Origin of the sequence: Picosynechococcus sp. PCC 7002 (assembly GCF_963860125.1) — a bacterium.
Classification (GTDB): domain Bacteria; phylum Cyanobacteriota; class Cyanobacteriia; order Cyanobacteriales; family MRBY01; genus MRBY01.
Map to the genome: position 1 here is coordinate 2,183,246 of NZ_CAWLFA010000001.1, position 20,549 is coordinate 2,203,794.

A 20,549-nucleotide genomic window follows, 5' to 3' on the forward strand; every position below is an offset into this window, starting at 1 on the left:
CTGACCATGCCAATTATTGAAGTCGATTCCCTCAGTAAAATCTATCCCGTCGCCCTCAAGCAACCCGGTTTTAAGGGAACCCTCAAACACTTTTTCCAGCGGCAATACCGACAAATTAAAGCCGTTGAGGAGATCACCTTTAACATTGAACCCGGCGAAATTGTGGGCTTTTTGGGGCCAAACGGGGCCGGCAAAACCACGACCCTCAAAATGCTCACGGGGCTAATTTATCCCTCCACGGGGGTAGTACGTGTGGCAGGGGCGATTCCTTTCCAGCGGCAACGGACATTTCTTAAGCAAATCAGCCTGGTCATGGGGCAAAAACAGCAGCTCCTTTGGGATTTGCCTGCCCTTGACTCCCTCCGTATCAATGCCGCCGTCTACGACATTCCCGAACCTGTTTTTGAAGAACGCCTGGAAGAACTCAGCGCGATGCTCTCCCTAGAAGGGAAACTGACTCAGCCCATGCGCAAACTCTCCTTGGGGGAGCGGATGAAGGCGGAACTCCTGGCTGCCCTATTACACCATCCCCAGGTGCTCTTTTTGGATGAGCCGACCCTCGGTTTAGATGTAAATGCCCAGGTGGCTGTACGGGATTTTCTGCGGGAATATAACCAGCGTTATGGGGCGACAATTCTCTTAACCAGCCACTATATGGCGGATATTACCGCCCTCTGCGAGCGGGTGTTGCTCATCTACCAGGGAAAACTGATCTACGATGGCAATTTAGAAAAGTTACTGGATCGCTTTGCGCCCTATCGAGAAGTGCGGGTCGAATTAACAGAAACCTATTCCCGCGAGGCCCTGAGCTTTTTTGGGGAAGTGGAACACATCGATGGTCAAGCGGTACGTTTTTTGGTGAAGCGAGAAAATTTGACCCAGAGCATCGCCAAAATCTTAGAAAATTTGCCTGTGGCGGATCTCAGCGTCAATGATCCCCCCGTTGAAGAAGTAATTGGCCGGGTGTTTAGTGAAGGCATCGTCGCCTAGGGGCAAAGTACAGCATTTTTTCGGTGATATTTTCAAAAAGGCGATCGCCTTTCTGATTTCCAGGAAACCAAGGGCTTAGGGCAGTAACCCAGAGAGTGACACACTCCCGACGCTGCTCTACGAGACAGCGTGGGCTTCTTAAGTCGCCTTAAGAGATTCCTGCTTCAAAGCCTCCCTACTGGGCGTAGCTCCACAGGATTGAACGGTCTGTCCAACCGCTACACTTCGACATGCTCAGCAACATGCTCAGCAACATGCTCAGTGCTAGCTAGTCCACGATTGCGAATCACTTGCCCGCTGGCTACATCTCGATTAGTGGTGTAGCCGCATTCCGGGCATTCATGCCGACGCATAGACAAATCTTTTTTCACCGCCACTCCGCAGGCTGGGCATTCCTGGCTAGTGCCATGGGCGGCAACTTTCTGGAAATACACACCACGCTTAAAGCAAACCCATTTGAGCGTATCGAGGAATTGTCCCCAACCAGCGTCAAGGCAATGCTTACCCAGCATTCCTTTAGCCAGTCCTTTAAGGTTCAACTCCTCCGCAAATATCATGCCTGCTTGATCACAGAGATGATGGGCGAGCTTGTGATGGAAGTCTTTACGCCGGTTAGCAATTCGTTCGTAAAATCTTGCGACTCGTTGACGAGCTTTTTGCTGGTTCTTTGACCCTTTTTGCTTTCTGGCAACGGCACGGTTCAGCACTTTCAGCCTGTGTTGTGCCTCCACAAAGAATCGGGGTCTCCCAATTAACTCGTTGTCTGATGTCGCAACAAAATGATTTAACCCCACATCAATCCCGATGGCATAACCACCAATCGGGGGATCTGGAATCTTTACATCGCTTTGGATTACCAACTGGATATACCAGCCAGAAGCGCGTTTAACTACCCGTGCTTGCTTCACCTCAAACCCATCAGGGATTGGGCGGTGCATCACGGTCTTAACCCAACCAAATACAGGCAACTTAATTTGATTGTCACCAATTGGGTTTTTGCCCAACTGTGGGAAGTTAAAGCTGCGAAAACGCTTCTTAAACCTTGGGAATCCAAACCCACTATTCCACAGGGCGTTAAATGCCCTTTCTAGCCGACCCATGACATCTTGAAGCACTTGAGAATGGACGTTTTGCAGAAAAGGATTCTCTTTTCGCGCAGCGGTCAAATTTCGCTTTTGACTGTAATAAGTCGGTTTTTCCGCATCCATGGGATAAATAAATTCCCGCTGGATACTACAAGCATTAACGGGGCACTTACGGGCCTGAATCCAATCACGACGTTCCGCCAGCGCGTAATTATACACACGGCGGCAGGTGTTCAACCATTGAGCCATTTGAAGGGCTTGGTCGGCAGTTGGATAAGCTCTGTACTCGTAAGTTAGGTTGAGCATGCTCCTATTGTAGCAAATACTTAGGGACGTTGCGCCAGTCCCTAAGACTACTTATTGGAAGTTTGCTTCCTCCCGTTGGTCAGTCGCTCGCTCTTCATCCCGATGCTGACGCTACGCATACAGCGCGGGCTTCCCCGCGACTCAGCTAAATTTTTCTAACGTTCCCCCCCATCGGCCAAAGGGTGAAACCTACCATAGGAGTAGAAGTAGCGACCACTACCGTAAGGGTCAGCCTTTTCCCAGCATTACTACCTATGACTATTGCATCTCCAGGCGATCGCCATCTGCCCTATGCAGGGTTGACGGCCGCACAAGTTCAGGCGAATCGTGCCGAATATGGCGCCAATGTTTTAACCCCGCCCCAACGGCGTCCCTGGTGGCAACTTTTTTTAGAGAAATTTACTGACCCGGTGATTCGCATTCTGATGATTGCGGCGGCGATCGCCCTTGCGGTAGGGGTGTTGCGGGGCGAATATGCCGAAGGTCTGGGGATTATTGTCGCGATCTTGTTGGCTACCGTCGTTGCTTTTTTTAATGAATTTAAAGCGAACCAAGAATTTGCCCTCCTCAACCATGTTTACGATCAAGTCATGGTCAAGGTGATTCGCGAGGCTCAATATCACAGTCTGCCGAGCCAGGATTTGGTGGTGGGCGACATTATCTACATCGAACAGGGCCATGAAGTTCCCGCCGATGCCAAAATTCTTGAAAGCGTTTCCCTTCACATTGATCAAGCAAAACTCACGGGGGAATCAGAACCCGTTAACAAATCAGCCCAAGCGGATCCTTTCCAGGTAGAAGCCGAGCAGTCCGCTTACCCGTTTAATTGTGTCTACCGCAGTACCATCGTCACCCAAGGCCATGGTTTTTGTGAGGTCATTGCCGTTGGCGATCGCACCGAAATTGGTAAGTTAGCCCAAGCGGTGGCCACCGTTGAAGATGATCCCAATACGCCCCTCAATCAACAACTCGAAACCCTGAGTAAAGCAATTGGGGTGGTGGGTTTAACCGTAGCTCTCCTAACGTTTAATGCTCTGTTAATCCGGGGTCTCCTCACCCAAGAACTGAGGCTAACAGGCTCCCAGGGTTACGTGATGGCCTGTTTACTGGGGGCGATCGCCATGATGTCAGCACCCGTGTGGCTGCCGGTGCTCGAAGATGGCCAAGAACTACTCGAACGCTTGGGGAAGTTACCCGAAGTTTTCGCTGTTCCAGCCCCGGCGACCCTAAAAAATACCCCCTTGATGTTGCTTGGGGGTAGCCTCTGGTTAGGGGGGAGTCTCGGCTATGGTGTTGCTACCCACTGGCTGTCCCCCACAGTGAGAGAATGGCTCCCCCTAGATGTGGGGCTGGCCCTCCTCAATTACTTCATGGTGGCCGTGACGATTATCGTGGTGGCTGTGCCGGAAGGACTGGCCATGAGTGTCACCTTGTCTTTGGCCTACAGTATGCGCCGCATGACCGCCGAAAATAATCTGGTGCGGCGGATGCATGCCTGTGAAACCATTGGCGCAACCACCGTGATCTGCTCCGATAAAACCGGAACATTGACCTGTAATCAAATGCATGTCCATGAGACCTGTATCCCTGGGCTGGTGGAGGCTGAACCGGCGCAAGCCACCCATGTTCGTCAGGTGCTCGCCGAGGCGATCGCCGCTAACAGTACCGCCGACCTAGAGTACGCCACCCAAGCGCTGCCCACGGTCATTGGGAACGCCACAGAGGGAGCCCTTTTACTCTGGCTCGATCAACAAAACCTTGACTACCTCGACTACCGTTACAATTTTGACCTCAGTTCCCAGGGGGCATTTTCTGCCGAAAAAAAGTACATGACCAGCCTCGGCAAATCGCCCATTTTGCAAGAGGAAGTTCTCTACGTTAAAGGCGCTCCAGAAGTCGTACTCAAACGCTGTGATTATCAATTAAGTGCTGGTGGGGTTATGCCCCTCACCGAACGGGCTGCCATTATCAAAACGCTCCAAGACTACCAAAGCCGGGGGATGCGGACCCTGGGTTTTGCCTACCGTCCCCTGGGGGATCTCAAGCATTTTAAAATCACCGAAATCGAACGGCACCTGGTATGGCTTGGTTTTTTTGCGATTATTGACCCCCTGCGGGACGATGTCCCCGCCGCCGTTAAAGCCTGTCTCCGTGCCGGCATTCAGGTCAAAATTGTTACCGGTGATAGTCCCCAAACGGCGAGGGAAATTGGCCGACAAATTGGCCTCTGGCACCAAACAGAAGAGGTCAACTTTAAAGCCTTGCACCTGACGGGGCCAGAGTTTGCTGCGATGGATGATGATACTGCACGGGAAGCCGTGAAGTCCTTAAAGATCCTCTCCCGCGCTTGCCCCCTAGATAAATTACGCTTGGTGAAGTTGCTCCAACAATCGGGAGAAGTGGTTGGTGTGACGGGGGATGGGACGAATGATGCGGCGGCCCTCAAACAGGCCCAGGTGGGTCTCGCCATGGGGAGTGGTACGGCGATCGCCAAGGAAGCCAGTGACATTATTCTTTTAGATGATTCCTTTAGCAGCATTGTTAATGCGGTGCTCTGGGGGCGATCGCTCTATGAAAATATTCAAAAATTTCTTCTCTTTCAGCTCACCATTAACGTGGTAGCCCTGGGGACAGCCCTTTTGGGGCCATTTATTGGCATTGAGCTTCCCCTAACGGTGACCCAAATGCTGTGGGTCAATTTGATTATGGATACCTTTGCTGCCCTGGCCTTAGCCACGGAACCCCCTAATCCAGAAGTCCTAGGGCGATCGCCCCGTCAAGCCGAGGCATTTATCATCACCGGGGCCATGGCCAAACAAATTGCCTTCTTAGGGTGTGGATTTTTGGTGCTGATGGTAGGCATTTTGGAATATGAAATGCGCGATGGCACCATCAATACCTACGAGCTTTCCGTCTTTTTCGCGATTTTCGTCTTTCTGCAACTGTGGAATTTATTTAATGCCCGCTGTTTTGGCCTCTCGATTTCTGCGTTTACAGGGCTCTCGAAAAATCCAGCTTTTAGCGCGATTATTGCCACCATTTTTATCGGTCAAGTGGCCATGGTGCAGTGGGGAAGCAGTGCCTTTCGTACCGTCCCCCTGGCCTGCCGCGATTGGCTATGGATTATCGGAGGAACCTCTTTTGTGTTGTGGTTCGGGGAAATTTGGCGCAAAGTGCAAGGCTCGTCTCAATAATTTTGACTATTGTCGCCAGCCAAACCAGCTCCGCCACCGTTGGAAGCGATCGCCCTGGCGTTTTTGGGCCATGTGCTGCGCTAATTCTGCCCGTTGGGCGGGGGTGAGCACTTCACGAATGTCTAACATCTGCCGGAAATGGAGGTCTGCTAAATCTTGGCGCAGGTTTGTAATGGTACGGTGTTGGGCCTCTAATTGATTGCGGGTAGTCGTGCTATTGCGCATTAATGTCCGCATGGTATTTTTTGCCTGTTGAATTGCTGCCCGTTTGGCTCCCATTTGGCTACGGTAATTGGCGCGGATTCCCTGAATTTGTTGTCTCTGGGCGGTACTGAGGTCAAGCCGATCAACGAGATCTGCTTCCTGCTCATCCCCTTGGCTCATGAGGACTGGTGCTGGGGCAACGGTGAAGTGGGTGGCTTTCGTGGTTGAGTCGGCGATCGCCATTTCCCCTGTCAACGAGAGGGCCACCGCAGAAGCCATTAATACTTGTTTTTTAAACATGATTAAAATTCATCTCCAAAACTAATCACAGATTCCGCTAAGACGGCATTAGCCCAGTGTTGAAATTTAGGAATGTTTTGCGAAGCACTAGGGATCAGTATTGACAACAAAATCAACGTACTCGTAGGACAGTTCCTGTTCCTGGTAAAGGTGCTCCCCAAAGGAGTAAGACCAGCTTTCTTCAAGAAAGGCCTCCAGTTCTTCATCGGCTCCCCCGGCGATCGCCTGTGGCTGGGGTTGTTCAACTCTCCCCCAATACTGTTGCGGCATCACCTCCGGCAGCGTCCCAAATTCCTGGTGCAGTTGTCCATGGCCAACCACGAGCACAAACCCGGCAGCAACCACTGTCGGAACCCACCATTTCCCCTGGGACGAAGCTGTCAGGTTTGACGGTTCTGTTTGGTTGAGTCGTGCCAAAAGCCTTTCTTCGTGATCCCCTGGTGGCGGTGGCCCGTAGGGTTCGTGGTTCTTTAAAAACCGAATTAAGTTGTCATGGTCATGGAAATTCATAGACTGACTCCTTGGGTTTCTAAAAACTGACGCAGCGATCGTCGGGCATGGTGGAGGCGAGATTTCACCGTTCCTGGCGGAATCCCAAGAATTTCAGCCACCTCCTTTTGGGGCAGATCCTTGAGATCATGGAGCACCAAGACCGCCCGGTGTTCCAAGCTTAGCGATTGCAAACCCCGTTGCACCAAATCTTGATAATAAATTTGACCCAGCCCCTCCGGCCTAGGATCTGTCACCGCACCAATTTGCGCCTCTAAGCCTGTGATTAAGGTCATCTGCTTCGCAAAGCGTCGCCGTTGATCCGTCGCCACATTCCAAGTAATGCGGTACAACCAGGTGGCAAAATAGTCCGGATTTTTGAGGCGCGGGAGCCCCTGCCAGGCCTTTAAAAAAACCTCTTGAACTAAATCATCCAAGAGCGCCACCCCACAGAGTTGATACAGGGTAGACCGTACCTTTTGGTGATAGCGTCGGTACAGGATTCGGAAACTTTGGCGATCGCGCCGCCCCCGAATAGACCCTATTTTCCCTTGGCAAAGACAAACCAATTCCCTATCCGAAATGGCAGTAGGGTGGTCAACAGCTTGATCGGGCATATCCCTCTCCAGTCATCGCACGTCCCTTTAGACTGAACCTTTACCCAAAAAGTTCAACCGGCTCAAAAAAAACTTGAACCAAGGTATTGCCAAATCCAAAAACTGTGGCTACAATGTTAAACCGTTGGAACACAACGCGCTACACAATCCTCAGTAGCTCAGCGGTAGAGCGGTCGACTGTTAATCGATTGGTCGCAAGTTCGAATCTTGCCTGGGGAGTACAAAAATTAAATCACCCGATAGTCTTGCTAATTGGGCCATAAAATTTCACGATTCTGGAATTTGTCGGTTTACGTCAGGATTCAAAAAAAACTGTAGGCTGCTGTTCCGTTTTATAGCGTCAGTGGGATTTGTGCTGAATTTGAAGGATAAGGGTAGTCTAGTAGAAGGTTTTTGATTTCCGCCTACAGCACGATGACATCACCCTCTTCCCAACGCCTCAAACCGAAATCCTTTGCGGATTTAGTGGCCCAATTGCGTAATTTTCCCAAACCCCAAAGCGAAGATTCCGTACTGCTGCGGGCCTTGGTACAGCTATTGGTGGTTGTCGGCATTATTGCGACGGATGTGGCTTCAGAAGGAAACATGATCTGGTTTGGCTGGCCGATCAGTGTTCTAGCGGTGCCCTTAACGCTCCTGGGGGGAGTCTGGAGTTGGCAAAACCGTCAGAAGGCGAATGTGGGGGCAAAATTTTTTATTGCCATCGGCATGTTGGGCATGCTGTTGCTCTTTTTCCGGAATCTGTATGCCAATTTAAACGATACGCGCTTGGTGCTGGCAGAGCTCCTCATTCAACTGCAAATTCTCCATAGCTTCGATTTGCCCCGCCGAAAGGATCTGGGTTATTCGATGGTGATCGGCCTTATTTTGTTGGGGGTGGCGGGCACTGTTTCTCAAACGCTAACCTTTGCGCCCTGGTTAATTCTATTTTTGGCGATCGCCCTCCCTGTTCTAGTTTTAGATTACCGTTCGCGCCTTGGCCTAGCTGGCTTGGAGACGCTCCTTTGGCCGCAGCGCTCCAGTGCCCGTAAAGGCCGCGCTGACCTCCTGAAAAATTCTCCCCTGTCGCCCAAACGCCTGGGCGCAATTTTGGGGATTACCTTGGTATTGGGCTTGGGACTCTTTAGCATCATGCCCCGTTTTCCTGGCTATCAACTCAGCACCTTGCCTGTGAGTTTGCCCGCCGATGCCCCTGAAAATGAACGTTTTAGCCCGACTAACCTTAGCCTCGTCAATCCCGGTTACGAGAATCCTGGCGGCGAAGGAAATGAAAACGCCGATGGTGCGACCTTTGGGAATAGTCCGGGTACTGGGGCAGGCACGGGTGAAGGTAGTAGTCCCAGCGAAGGTCAAGGGGAACTCGATAAAACTCAGTATTACGGTTTCAATAGCAAAATCAACCAAAATCTCCGGGGTGAGATGGAAAAGGTGCTGGTGATGCGGGTGCGATCGCAGGCCCCTGGTTTTTGGCGCGTGATGTCCTTTGACCGTTACACAGGCCAGGGCTGGGAAGTCACCAATGCCGATGATTTGCAACTCACGGAGCGTTCCCGTTGGGCAGGACGTTTTTTCCTAACGCCTTTTATCCCCAACCCAGTGGAAAAGAAAAAAATTATCCAGAGCTATACCGCCGTTTTGTCTTTGCCGAACATTGTCCCGGCGATGCAGTATCCGACGGAGCTTTATTTTCCCACGGCGGAGATTGGCCAAGATCCAGAGGGAAATTTGCGATCGCCTTTGGGACTTTTAGAAGGTCTAACCTATACCGTTGTTTCTAAAGTACCCTACCGTAACCGGACGGAATTGGCGGCAGCAGGGACAGATTATCCGCCCTTTGTCACCGAGAAATATCTAGATGTCCCCCCAGAGATAAAAGCGGAGGTAAGGGCCGTTGCCGAGGAAATTCTCTCCCAGGCCAATAGCCCCATCACTTCCCCCTACGAAAAGGCTCTCTATCTCGCCCAAGGGTTGAAGCAACGCTTCCCCCAAGCCCAAGAAATTCCGTTCTTCGCAGACGATGAAGATCTTGTTGAGGCCTTCCTGTTCAAATACAAGGGGGGCTACGCCGATCATTACGCCACAGTCCTCACAATTATGTTGCGCTCTATTGGGATTCCGGCTCGGTTTGCAACGGGATTTGACCAGGGAGATTTTAATCCATTTACGGGCTATTACCTCGTCCACAATACCGATGCCCACGCTGTCACAGAAGCCTATTTTCCTGGTCAGGGTTGGTTTGCGTTCAATCCACTGCCGGGTTATGAAGTTGTGCCGCCTTCCTTTGAGGATAGCGGCGCTTTTGGCGTATTGAGATCATTTTGGCGTTGGGTTGCGGGTTGGGTGCCGTCGCCGATTCTTGGCTTCTTTGAGGGGCTTTGGTTTACGACCTTGAAAATACTGGGATATGTAATTTCGCGGCTGTGGGGCTTTGTTTCCAGTGGCCTCGTTGGGGCCATTACGGGGGCGATCGCCGTTGCTGTCGCCAGCATGGGTGGTTGGTTTGTCATTAAACAAATTCGCAACTGGTTCCAACGGCGTCGCTTTGCTCGATTACCGATGATGGAACAGCTCTACCAACAAATGCTCCTGCTGCTCCAAAACAAAGGGCACCAAAAACAACGTACCCAAACTCCTTGGGAGTTTTTGCGGACGATTCAACCACAATATCGTCCTGAAACCTTAGAAATTTTGACGGAACTGACCGAAGCCTATGTCAACTGGCGCTACGGTGAACAGCCTGCCAATACGGACTACCTCCGGCAGCAACTCAAACGCTTACGACGTTCCTTTTATCGAGGTCAATCTTAAAACGGAGAGGGGGGGATTCGAACCCCCGACTGAGTTGCCCCAGTAACGGTTTTCGAGACCGCCGCATTCAACCACTCTGCCACCTCTCCAGGGACCTAAACTATTCTAAGCACAATTCAGGGTCTTGGCTAGTCCGATTGCCATAAAGAATCCAAAAGTTACTGGCTCCCCGCAAGCACTCCGGGGCCAACAGTTCATTCGTTCTATAATTGTATTAATGATGGGTTACTCCTTCTCTGACAAAAGGTAAAATTCAAGCGATTCGGTATTAATTCATTGTAATTTTTTACGTCATTGGAGTTTTTGAGTTTGTTTTTTTGAAAGCTATTTCTTCGAGAAATTTAGTTTTAAAATGACGTGACCTAAATACATGAGATATTTTTGATTAAAATATTATTTCCATGATTGAACAATCATCCTCCAACTCGTAGTCATAATTGAGATGGTTGATTTGTTGAAAAAGAAATTGCAAATCGGGTGATGAATGTGATCGAGCATAGGACAAGATTAACTGACGCCAGTTTTGTAGCCCAAATATGTTTTTGTTTTCATTGATAAAAAATTCATAGGTGCCATCGCTAAAAAGGAAAAGTCGACTTTCTTTTGTTACTTCAATTTCAGCCGATATAAAAGGAAAGTTAGAAAATAACCCTACAGCAATATTGCCTGAATTTAGACCTTGAACTTCATAATCTGCTTTTTGTTTATTTGGAGTCAGAAGAAAAGCCTCAGGATGACCCGCTGAAGCATATTTCAAGATATTAGATTTTTTATTTAAAACACCATACCAGATAGTGAAATAATCTTCACCACTCTCATTAATTTGAAACAATCGATTTAGATTCCCTAAAACAATTTCAGGCTCATACAAATTCATTTTTGTATAATCCTGTTGACGTAGGATGTTTAAAATTGATACTGAAAGCAGCGAAGATTTGATGCCATGGCCTGCGACATCTAAAACATAGAACATCAGGTTCTCTGGATCAAGCCATACATAATCAAAGATATCTCCACCGAGAGCATTGGAGGGCTTAAAAAGTGTTTCAATTTGTACTGAGGAGTGCGTCTTAGAAAGGGTTTCATGCGGCAATAGTGACTCTACATAATGTGCCGCCTGATCAAGTTCAAATTGCAGCAGATCATTTTTTTGTTGTAGTTCTTTTTCAATTTGTTTTCTTTTGAGGTACTGTCCAATTTGTTTTCCTAAAACCTCTAAACCCCTTGAGAGAATATCATTTCTTTTTTGTTGTTTTGTATCAAAAAATACCATTAAGCCTAGCGTTTCTTTGCTATGATTAAGGATGCAGTTTTGAGCATATTTAAATGAAATGATCTGGGAAGATTGATGCGTACTTTCGACCTCAAGGATTTCTTGTTGAGACTGGATTTCACTGATGTGAGATGTAATATCATAAATACTTTCCATCCAATCTTCTAGATAAAAAGAGTCAGGTACATTGTTTGAACTTTTGATTTCATATTTTTTTAAATGCCAATGAACAGTTTTTTTTAATTCTTGTTTTTGGGGATCTAATAGCCAGAATTCTGCAAGGGAAAACCCTAAATTTCCGCTAATTGCTTGTAATATGTATTGAATGGTTAGATTGGTACTGTCGGAGCGGGAAATAATTTTGTTAATTATATGTTCTAATCGACGATATTTTTCATTATAAAAATCTTTAGTAATATCGTATAGTCTGCCAGCGATTCCGGATGATTCTAGTGATTTTTTATCGATTTTTCCGGAAATTTGAATATTTACCCAACGAACTTCTTCTAGTTTCGTAATAAAACGAGTTTTATAGGCCCTTATCTTGCTATTTCCTAGTACTTTTTGCAGCTTTGTTTGATTATGATTTTTCTCTTTGGGATGAAGAAAATCGAGAAAATTTTGACCAATTGTTTCATCTGGCTGATAGCCCATGATTTGATACCAAGCCGGATTCACAAAAGTAATATATCCCTCTGGAGTAAGGTGAAATAAAACTTCTTGAAGACTGCTTACAAGTGTTTGATATACTTTTTTACTGTCGCGTAGTGCTTGTATTGTATCAACAAGTTTTAACATATGTTGAATCCGTCCAAGCAAGACTGAAGTGCGAATGGGTTTTGTAATAAAATCACTGACACCTATTTGAAATGCTTTATCGATAGATTGATTATCTCCAAGGGAAGTTAACATCATTATGGGAGTATCTTTGCCCTGTGGAAACTCTCTAATAATCTGACAAAAATCAAAGCCGTCAAGTTCGGGCATCAAAGCATCTACTAAAATCAAAGCTGGCGATCGCTCTTGAAAGAGTGAGATCCCTTGCTCTCCATTTTCCGCTTCAATCACTCGATAATTCGCTTTGATTAAAATATGTTTAACTAGCTTTCTGGATAGGGCATCATCATCAATGAGAAGGATTTCGGCGGCTGGTTTCATTTTTGTTTGACAGGACTTAGTAGATAACACAAAAAAGATATGTGTATATTGCGCTGGAGTAATCCAGGCAGGCTAAAGTAGTTATTTGTTTTGTTTAAAACTCAGGATTAATATTAGTATCAGACTTTGTTAACTAGAATGTTTTGCTTTTTAAAATATTGTTATACTGTCATTCTAATAAAAGTAAGCCAATGAGGCTAAGTCATCAAGAGTATTAATTATTTTTACGTATTGCTTGACACTTGGTGAGGATGTTTTTTGATTTATGGATGATGAGAATTTTGAAGCTCCCCCCACAATATTGGTTATAGGTACCGTAATTGCGGGGGTGCTATCTGGTATCGGACTGATTATTCTCTTGGAATACTTAAGTAAAAAAATCCCGCCCCAACCAAGTTCAACTTCTAATCATCGAGTTATCTCAATGGTTATTCCCTGGAGTGATTACTCTTCGTCTTCATTTTTCAGCCAGCCTCAATCTAAGTGCGACTGATATTGCTTTTCTATTATTTGAATTAAGAGCGCATGTCTTTTTCTTACATGATTCGCAGATCTAAGGTTATTCTCGTTTGTCTGGTTTTCGGTCTTTTTTTATCCTACGGGCTGAATTTTATGCCAACTCCACTGGTAAAAGCGCAATCTGCTCCAGAAATGTGTGGGGCGATCGCCATACCTCTGACCCCGGAAGAGCAAAAATATGCCCAGTCTGCTTGGCAATACTTTGTAGATAATGTACAACCCAGTACTGGATTATCAAATGCTGCTGGGAGTTTCCCAGCTAGTACGATGTGGGATTTAGGTAATTACTTAATGGCGATGAATGCGGCACGGGGGATAGGACTGATCAACCAAGAGGACTTTGATAGTCGATTAAATCAGTTTTTGACGAGCCTCGCCGAACTGCCCCTCTTTGAAAATACCCTGCCCAATAAAGTCTATAACAGCGCAACTAAAGAGATCGTAGACTATGGCAACAATGCCATTGAACGAGGCATTGGCTGGTCTGCCCTTGATATAGGCCGTCTCCTTGCTGCTTTTCATATCGTCCAAAGGTGCCATCCTCAATATTCAGACTGGATTTCTGGCATTGTTTCAAGTTGGAATGTTGCGGAGTCCGTTGAAAATGGCAGCCTCTATGGTGCAATGATTTTACCCGACGGCTCGACCCTCAAGGTACAGGAGGGGCGGCTTGGCTATGAGGAATATGCAGCCCGGGGTTATTCTCTCTGGGGATTTGAGGTACCAGCGGCGATCGCCCACGAACCTTTTGAATTTGTCGATATCTATGGTGTGCAAATTCCGGTTGATACCCGCGATTACTTTGAGACTAATGCTAATAACTACGTCGTCAGCGAAGCCTACATTTTAGATGCCATCGAATTTGGCTTACAGGGAGAACGGGCAGACCATGCTCGTCGGGTATTTGAAGCACAAAAACGGCGTTATGAAGAGACAGGACTGTTGACCTCTGTTTCAGAAGATAATATTAATCAGGCCCCCCACTTTCTCTACAACACGGTTTATGCCAATGGTCAGCCCTGGGCTGTGATCACAGAAAACAACGAAGCATATCCAGAACTACGCACTCTCAGTTCAAAATCAGCATTCGGTTGGCGCTACATTTATCCTGACGATGCCTATGCCCAGAAAGTTTTTGACCATATCAAAGACAGTACAAATTCCGGTAGAGGTTACTATGCGGGGATTTATGAGTCGGGCCTCTATGATCCGCAGCCGCCCCTCAACGATATTTTGACGGGGAATACCAATGGGTTGATCCTTGAAATTCTCTATTACAAAGCCAGGGGTTTTAAACCGATGGTTGAGGGGCAAAGCTCAATCGCTAGCTCCCCTGTTCCAAGGGTTTCAGTTGCTCCCATTGCGTCACTTACCAATAGTGCTACGGTTAGTTGTGCGCCCCAAGCTGAAGAAATTGATGTGGCGGCGATCGCCCCCGTGCGCCCAGTAAAATCCAGTAATTGTCCTGCCCCAGGCGAGGAAATAAATCCGGCTGATCGTCGTTACGCAGAAATCGCCTGGCAATATTTTGAAACCAACCATCGAAAAACGGGTCTGGTGCCAGATCGAAGCGATCTAGAAGGCATAACCGCGTGGGGAATGGGAGATTATTTGGCTGCACTCCATGCGGCCCGTACCCTTAATATAATTTCCCCAGAAACCTTTGATCAGCGCGTGCGCCACTTTCTCGGTGCCTTGCAAGAAATGGAGCTATTTGGGGCGGAGTTGCCCTACCGCGCCTATGATACTTTGACCCTGAAACCCATCGACTATGGTGGTAACCACAGCAACAATGGTTGGTCTGGCTTAGATCTGGGTCGGCTTTTGACCTCTCTCCATGTTTTAAAAACTTGCCACCCAGAATATCAAGAGGCAGTCGATCAGGTAGTTTTAGATTGGTCGTATCTACGGGTTGTGCGCGATGGCCAAGTTGCGAATATCAGTGTGGAGAAAAATAACCGGGGCAGACAACAGCGTCTCCAAGTTCAGCCAGCTCATCTGCTTGGTTATGAAGAATATGCTGCGCGGGGATTTCAGCTTTGGGGTTTTGATGTCCATCGTTCTGCCATTGGGGATGATTATGTAACCCAAACGGTTGCTGGGGAAGCAATCCCCATCGCCCACTCCCAATCAGACCACCGTCAGCAACAGAAGAGAGCCAGCACTATCACGAATCCCTTTCTGCTTTATGGTTTGGAATTTGGTTTTGACCCCCAAAGTCGTAATTTTATTGACAGTATCTATCGAGCAGAGGCAAAACGCTATGGAGAGACGGGGGAGTTGAGCGCATCGGGAACCACACTGATTCAGGAACCCCCCTATGTGATCCACAGTACGGTCATTAATAATGGGAAGCCTTGGGCCGCAGTGGATGACGGGGGAAACCTGGTACCACAAGGCCGTGTTGTCAGTACGGCGATCGCCTCTGCTTACCATGCGTTATTTCCAGATGATGACTATGGGAAAACCCTATGGCAAGCCACATTAGACCTATACGATCCAAACCTAGGCTATTACGAAGGTTTGTACGAAGAGAGCGGACAGCCTAGCCTCGGACTGACCAGCGGTACAAATAGCTTGATCCTGCAGGCTTTGCTCTATAAATACATGGCTCAACAGCCGATTATTCGGCCCCATCAAAATCTAGAAAGTCGCTGGTGGCAGGAAATCAAAAATGGCGATCGCCATGGCTTAGGACTCCCTAGTCGGAGCTTTCCTCGCATCGAACTTAAAGGGACTGGAAATCGCCAATATTGGGATCTCAAAACCAATGTAAATAATTAACTACAAACGTCTCACGTTTATTTCTATTTATTAAGTAGAATTTTTTTTTCGTATCTCGAAATCTCAGAAATCATTAGTTAAAAAATCAAAGCTGTACCCGCAATATTATTCTCCATGTTTCGCTGTTATATCGACTGTTACTGTTGTCTCCTAAAACATTACTAAAACGATAATCTAGATCCCAGAAAATATCTTCAGCAATTGTTGTGGTACAGCGACCACCATAGCCATATACAAAATCCCATTGTCCTTGGAGGCGTTGCCGGCCAACAGATGTGGACAAATTACAATCCAACCAGGAAAAAATATTTTTATTCCAAATCAATTCACCATTGATAACAAGAAAATCTTCTGGTGAAAAATAGCCACTTTCTATTTCTTTATCTTCGCGATAACGCCAGTTAAAAAGATTCGCTGCTAGCTGAAATTCACCGCTAGTATGTTCTAATCGACTAAAGGATTGTTGTTCATGATTGCCATCACTGTAACGACCCCAACGAACCAAACTAAAAAAGCTTGTATCTGGAGAAATTTGCCAGAATAGATTGGGGCCATAACGCCAATTTGTGATTTCATTTTCAACGGTTTTTGCATTAAATTTATAGGGAGCATGTTCGACAAAAAAAGACAAACTGGCTCGTTCACCGATATTCACACGGCTATTGGCCCGAAAACTAAGAGCTGGCGTAACGCGATCAAACCAATCAATTCCAGTCCCAATATCACTCTCTAAACCAGCAATTTTTCCTTCCCAATCAAACTGTAAAGGAATATTTTGGATCGAATCAATCTCTGGTTGCTGGAATCGATTAAAGCCGCTTGTCAAACTCAGGCGATCGCCATTAGGTAAAGTACCAGTAATGCTGGGTTGAATTAAAAGATTATCCTGCTCAAAATTGGTGGTAAAGTAGCGAAAATCTATGGTGACTGATTCCGGATCCCAAAAAGATGTTGAATTTTTTGTTTGTTGTTCTTCATTGTCTGTAGAAGAAGTCTCAGGAATAGTCTGTAAACCTTCCGTTACATCTTCAGAGGATGTAGATGTTTCTCGTAAACTAGGGTTTAAATTTTGCGGTGCCGCTAGATACCAAACCTTTTTTATCTCTCGTTCTTCCCTGTGGATTGGTGCTTCAATCGGGGTGGTATTGCTGTCAATATTCAGTAACATAGTGAAGATAGACAAAATGATTTATAAATATTTTTCTTAACAGAGATTATAAACTGTTTTTTTGGATGTAATATAGACTCAATTTGAGTGTGACTTGTCTAAGGAAAGCCATAGGTCATGAAATCATTGCTAATATATACTAATTAAATAAGTAAGCAAATGATCTATCTAGAAAAGAGTAAGTCAAAATTTAATTGGCTATTTTTCATGAAAATCATTCTTCTTACTAGAAGCTTTTCTTGTCATTAATAATTTTAAAGCAAAGTTCTATGAAGGCCATACAAGAGAAATGCGATTAAAAAAAAGAATACATTCTGCAAAAAATCAATTTAAAAATACAATTAGCTTGTCTCATAAAACACTATTTTTTGAGTCAAAAAAATATAAATTAAACTTGAGCGTTAGACTAAACCGAATTTATTTTTCTTTAATTTAACTTCTTGGCGAGCTTATTTTTATTCATTTTATTTATCAATTATGTTGGAACTAGTCCCTTCATTTAAAAACAAACGAGTCACACTCCGAAAGCATACATTATTAATGCGCTACATGATTTTAATCAATCTGATTATAGGTGCTTGGTATTTGTATTGGCGTTGGACAGAGTCATTAAACCTTCAGGCATTATGGTTTGCCATACCCCTCGTTTGTGCAGAGACCTATATGTTTCTTGGAGGAATACTTTTTTTCTATTCTATATGGCGACCAATTGAGCGTAATAATAAAAACTTATCTGCTCTCAAGCCGCAGTTTTTATCAAAAAATTTCCCCTCAGTTGATGTTTTTATTACCTGTTACAATGAACCGAGTGAAATGGTCTACACAACGGCTCAGGCAGCACTATCAATGGACTATCCATTGGAAAAACTCCGAGTCTATATTTTAGACGATGGCAATTCTTCCGAAATGAGAGCAATGGCTGAAAAGCTCTGTCTTCAAGATTTACAGCGGCCAGCTCTACAAGAAATAGCAGAAACAATTCAAAGACAAAAATATTTACGTCAATCGTATATTGCTCAATTGAATGCTATTAAAAAAGATCTAGTCGAAATAGAAGGATTTATTAATAGCTATCGCTTGATTATTCCTAGCGATCACCAAGAATTAAAAAATGCCCTTGATTGGCTTAATCATCTTCGTCCAGCTGCAGTTTCAGATCGAGACTGGATCATTTGTCAAACAATCCTTGGCGAGGGTTTAGACAATGCCATTGTCCATGCCCATAAAAATTCACCTCAAAAACAGTCGATTACCCTGGAAATTTCAATTTTTAATTATGCTTTTATTCTTAGAATTTGGGATAAAGGTGATTTTTTTGACTTAGAAAGCCATCTAAAAGGGCTCAATGATGACATTGAAGAAGAAGCCGAACATGGGCGCGGTATCTCTATTATTCGTCAATTGGTAGATCAGTTTTTTTATATTCGCACTGATGATCAACAAAATTGTTTAATGATAATCAAAGAACTTTCTCCCGTTGATACTGGAGACAAAAAAGAGAAATATCAAAGCTATATTCACAGTCTTAAACAGTTAATGTTGAGCGATTCTCTGAATTCTCAAAGCATAATTGATATCTACGAACAAAAAATCAAAAAATTAGAAGCCGAAGTTGATAAGTATACACAGCAATTGATCGATCTCCCCAGATGTCGCTACATTGCTCGTCAAAAACCAAAAGATCGCCCACACCATGCCAAAGCTGGCAACATAAATCACGCAATTTTTTCTGGAGAAACCAATGGCCAGTTGATTCTCACTCTGGATGCTGATCATATCCCTAAACCAAATTTTTTACAAAGAGTAATTCCACATTTTTATAGATTCAATATAGAAAATGGCTGCTATGAATTAAATCATGTCGCTTTTGTACAGACACCTCAGGCTTTTTCAAATCTTCCCAGTGATGATCCTTTTGGTCATAATGCCCACTTTTTTTATGGCCCTATCCAACAGGGAAAAGACGGCATGAATGCAGCTTTTTATACAGGAACAAATGCTGTTCTAAGACGAGAAGCCTTGGTTCAAATGGGACTGCAACATTTTTCCGATGATTATATTAGTAATGAAAATAAATTAGAAGAATTTGAAATGATTGGGGCTTTGTCTAGCATTAGTATTACTGAAGATATGAATACAGCGATGCGTTTACATGCGACCGGGTGGAGATCTATTTATCATAATGAAATTCTTGCAGAAGGTTTGGCTCCAGATGACCTGCGATCTACGTTGCAGCAAAAACTACGATGGGCTCAGGGCACAATCCAAGTCTTACTTCGAGATAATCCTTTATTTAAAACTGGTTTAAGTTTTGGACAACGTATTCAATATTTCCAAACTATGTACAGTTATTTTTCCGGTTTTTTTGTTTTGATTTTATTATCTTGTCCGCTAATTTCTCTGGGGACAGGACTAATTCCAGTGGGCTCCTTTGGAGCTGATTTTGCGTGGCATTTTATTCCAGCATATATGTTAAATCGAATAACATTATGGATTTCTGCTTGGGGAATATCATGGCGTGAGCTTTGGCGTAATGAACAATATATGATTGGTCTTTTTCCTTTGCAGATACAGGCTGTTCTGAGCGTTTTTACTGGAACATCGATTAAGTTTGAAGTCACCCCAAAACAACGCCAGTCTGGTATATACTTCAGTCTAATTCCAGTTCAAATATTTTTCTTTTTGGCAACAATAATGGCCTTGATCTGGGGAGGATTTCAGTTATTATTCTATGATGGACTTTCTGAATTGACTTACTTCATTAATGCCGTATGGTGTGTATACCATTTAGGTCTTTTGTGGAGTATTATCAGAGCTGCTTACTGGCAGCCAGAAGAACAATAACTTGTTTTAGGAGACAAGTAAATCATCATTATTTGCATTTGGAGAAAAGCTCATGTCTAAGGAATTTGTGATTCTTGAACCTCAGGGGATATTAGATGGCCCCAATACAAATGAACTGAGATTGCAGATAATTGATCTATTAAGGGGAGAAATAGATAGTATTTTGCTTGACTTAAATCAAATTGAGTTTATGAATAGCTCAAGTATCGGTGCCTTGGTCGCTATTCTGAAAGTAGTTCGTGCCGAAAATAAAAAATTATACTTATGCTCGTTGACAGACCAAGTAAGTATGATTTTTGAGCTAACAAAGATGGATCGTATTTTTACTACCTTTAAAGATCGTGATGAATTTAATAGGAAAGTGATTGAAGCTTCTGAGGCATAGTATGTTTGTCTTCTTGAGCTTGGTTTGTTATTGGTGATTGCTGCTAAAAAAATCATGATAGGTAGGGCTTTTAAGCAGAGTATATCGAGCAGCAACAAGACTGAATCAAGAGTTCCAATTACATATTTTATCCTGAAATTTTTCTTGTCTATTTTATAGAGTGTGACTTCTTGACAGACGGAAGTTAAAGGAGTATTGAAACATGATTTTGCTTCTCATCCATTACTAAAATTCTTTTTTACTACTTTTTGATCAGCTTGATTTTAGTTGTGCTTGAGTCTCCTTCGTGTGCATCGCTATTGGAGATTATGGGCATCATTGCACCCAAAATAGACAGGAAAAAACCTAAAGAAGTTAAAAAGATTACATTTCCCCAATGATCCCCGCGCTAGGTTAGCAATACCCTCCGATTGCTTATCAAGCTA

The 20,549-nt window shown here is 44.9% G+C and carries 12 protein-coding genes and 2 tRNA genes; 7 read left to right on the plus strand and 7 right to left on the minus strand.

Annotation, left to right across the window (positions count from 1 at the left end; genetic code table 11):
- Positions 1-6: 6 nt before the first annotated feature.
- Positions 7-990 (plus strand): ABC transporter ATP-binding protein, encoded by a 984-nt coding sequence (locus tag AACQ84_RS10655; RefSeq protein ID WP_012307711.1) that lies wholly within the window; start codon positions 7-9, stop codon positions 988-990.
- Between the two features lie 218 nt (positions 991-1,208).
- Here the strand turns inward: AACQ84_RS10655 and AACQ84_RS10660 are convergent, their stop codons facing one another.
- Positions 1,209-2,324, minus strand: a complete 1,116-nt coding sequence (locus AACQ84_RS10660) for an RNA-guided endonuclease InsQ/TnpB family protein (protein ID WP_162010638.1) — start codon at positions 2,322-2,324, stop codon at positions 1,209-1,211.
- A 311-nt stretch (positions 2,325-2,635) separates the two neighbouring features.
- Here AACQ84_RS10660 and AACQ84_RS10665 point away from each other — a divergent pair, with 311 nt between their 5' ends.
- Positions 2,636-5,575 (plus strand): calcium-translocating P-type ATPase, PMCA-type, encoded by a 2,940-nt coding sequence (locus AACQ84_RS10665; RefSeq protein ID WP_012307713.1) that lies wholly within the window; start codon positions 2,636-2,638, stop codon positions 5,573-5,575.
- A 6-nt stretch (positions 5,576-5,581) separates the two neighbouring features.
- Here AACQ84_RS10665 and AACQ84_RS10670 read toward each other — a convergent pair whose 3' ends face one another.
- The 3 genes from AACQ84_RS10670 to AACQ84_RS10680 form a co-directional block, all read right to left on the minus strand.
- Complete coding sequence (locus tag AACQ84_RS10670; RefSeq protein ID WP_049761631.1) at positions 5,582-6,079, minus strand: Spy/CpxP family protein refolding chaperone; 498 nt, start codon at positions 6,077-6,079, stop codon at positions 5,582-5,584.
- An 87-nt stretch (positions 6,080-6,166) separates the two neighbouring features.
- The gene (locus AACQ84_RS10675; protein WP_012307715.1) at positions 6,167-6,589 is read right to left on the minus strand and encodes a hypothetical protein; all 423 of its coding nucleotides are present in this window, start codon (positions 6,587-6,589) and stop codon (positions 6,167-6,169) included.
- Positions 6,586-7,185: a sigma-70 family RNA polymerase sigma factor gene (locus tag AACQ84_RS10680; RefSeq protein WP_012307716.1), complete on the minus strand. Its 600-nt coding sequence runs from the start codon at positions 7,183-7,185 to the stop codon at positions 6,586-6,588. The genes AACQ84_RS10675 and AACQ84_RS10680 overlap by 4 nt, the downstream gene beginning before the upstream one ends.
- A gap of 147 nt (positions 7,186-7,332) precedes the next feature.
- On the opposite strand from AACQ84_RS10680, the gene AACQ84_RS10685 reads away from it, so the two are divergent.
- Positions 7,333-7,404, plus strand: a tRNA-Asn gene (locus tag AACQ84_RS10685).
- A 195-nt stretch (positions 7,405-7,599) separates the two neighbouring features.
- Positions 7,600-9,993 (plus strand): transglutaminase TgpA family protein, encoded by a 2,394-nt coding sequence (locus AACQ84_RS10690; RefSeq protein WP_012307717.1) that lies wholly within the window; start codon positions 7,600-7,602, stop codon positions 9,991-9,993.
- 2 nt (positions 9,994-9,995) lie between these two features.
- Here the strand turns inward: AACQ84_RS10690 and AACQ84_RS10695 are convergent.
- Together AACQ84_RS10695 and AACQ84_RS10700 are read right to left on the minus strand one after the other, a co-directional pair.
- Positions 9,996-10,082 (minus strand) — tRNA-Ser (locus AACQ84_RS10695).
- Between the two features lie 296 nt (positions 10,083-10,378).
- On the minus strand, positions 10,379-12,424 hold the full coding sequence (locus tag AACQ84_RS10700; RefSeq protein WP_143589417.1) for a SpoIIE family protein phosphatase: 2,046 nt from the start codon (positions 12,422-12,424) through the stop codon (positions 10,379-10,381).
- 612 nt (positions 12,425-13,036) lie between these two features.
- Between AACQ84_RS10700 and AACQ84_RS10705 the strand changes: the two genes are divergently transcribed.
- Positions 13,037-15,727 (plus strand): DUF3131 domain-containing protein, encoded by a 2,691-nt coding sequence (locus AACQ84_RS10705; RefSeq protein ID WP_234991387.1) that lies wholly within the window; start codon positions 13,037-13,039, stop codon positions 15,725-15,727.
- Positions 15,728-15,812: 85 nt separating this feature from the next.
- On the opposite strand, the gene AACQ84_RS10710 is transcribed toward AACQ84_RS10705, so the two are convergent.
- Positions 15,813-16,895 carry a hypothetical protein gene (locus tag AACQ84_RS10710; protein WP_143589416.1) on the minus strand — a complete coding sequence of 361 codons (1,083 nt, stop codon included), beginning with the start codon at positions 16,893-16,895 and terminating at the stop codon, positions 15,813-15,815.
- A gap of 540 nt (positions 16,896-17,435) precedes the next feature.
- Here AACQ84_RS10710 and AACQ84_RS10715 point away from each other — a divergent pair.
- Both AACQ84_RS10715 and AACQ84_RS10720 read left to right on the plus strand, forming a co-directional pair.
- On the plus strand, positions 17,436-19,739 hold the full coding sequence (locus tag AACQ84_RS10715) for a glycosyltransferase family 2 protein (protein ID WP_234992835.1): 2,304 nt from the start codon (positions 17,436-17,438) through the stop codon (positions 19,737-19,739).
- Positions 19,740-19,791: 52 nt separating this feature from the next.
- On the plus strand, positions 19,792-20,124 hold the full coding sequence (locus AACQ84_RS10720; protein WP_012307722.1) for an STAS domain-containing protein: 333 nt from the start codon (positions 19,792-19,794) through the stop codon (positions 20,122-20,124).
- Positions 20,125-20,549: the final 425 nt, after the last annotated feature.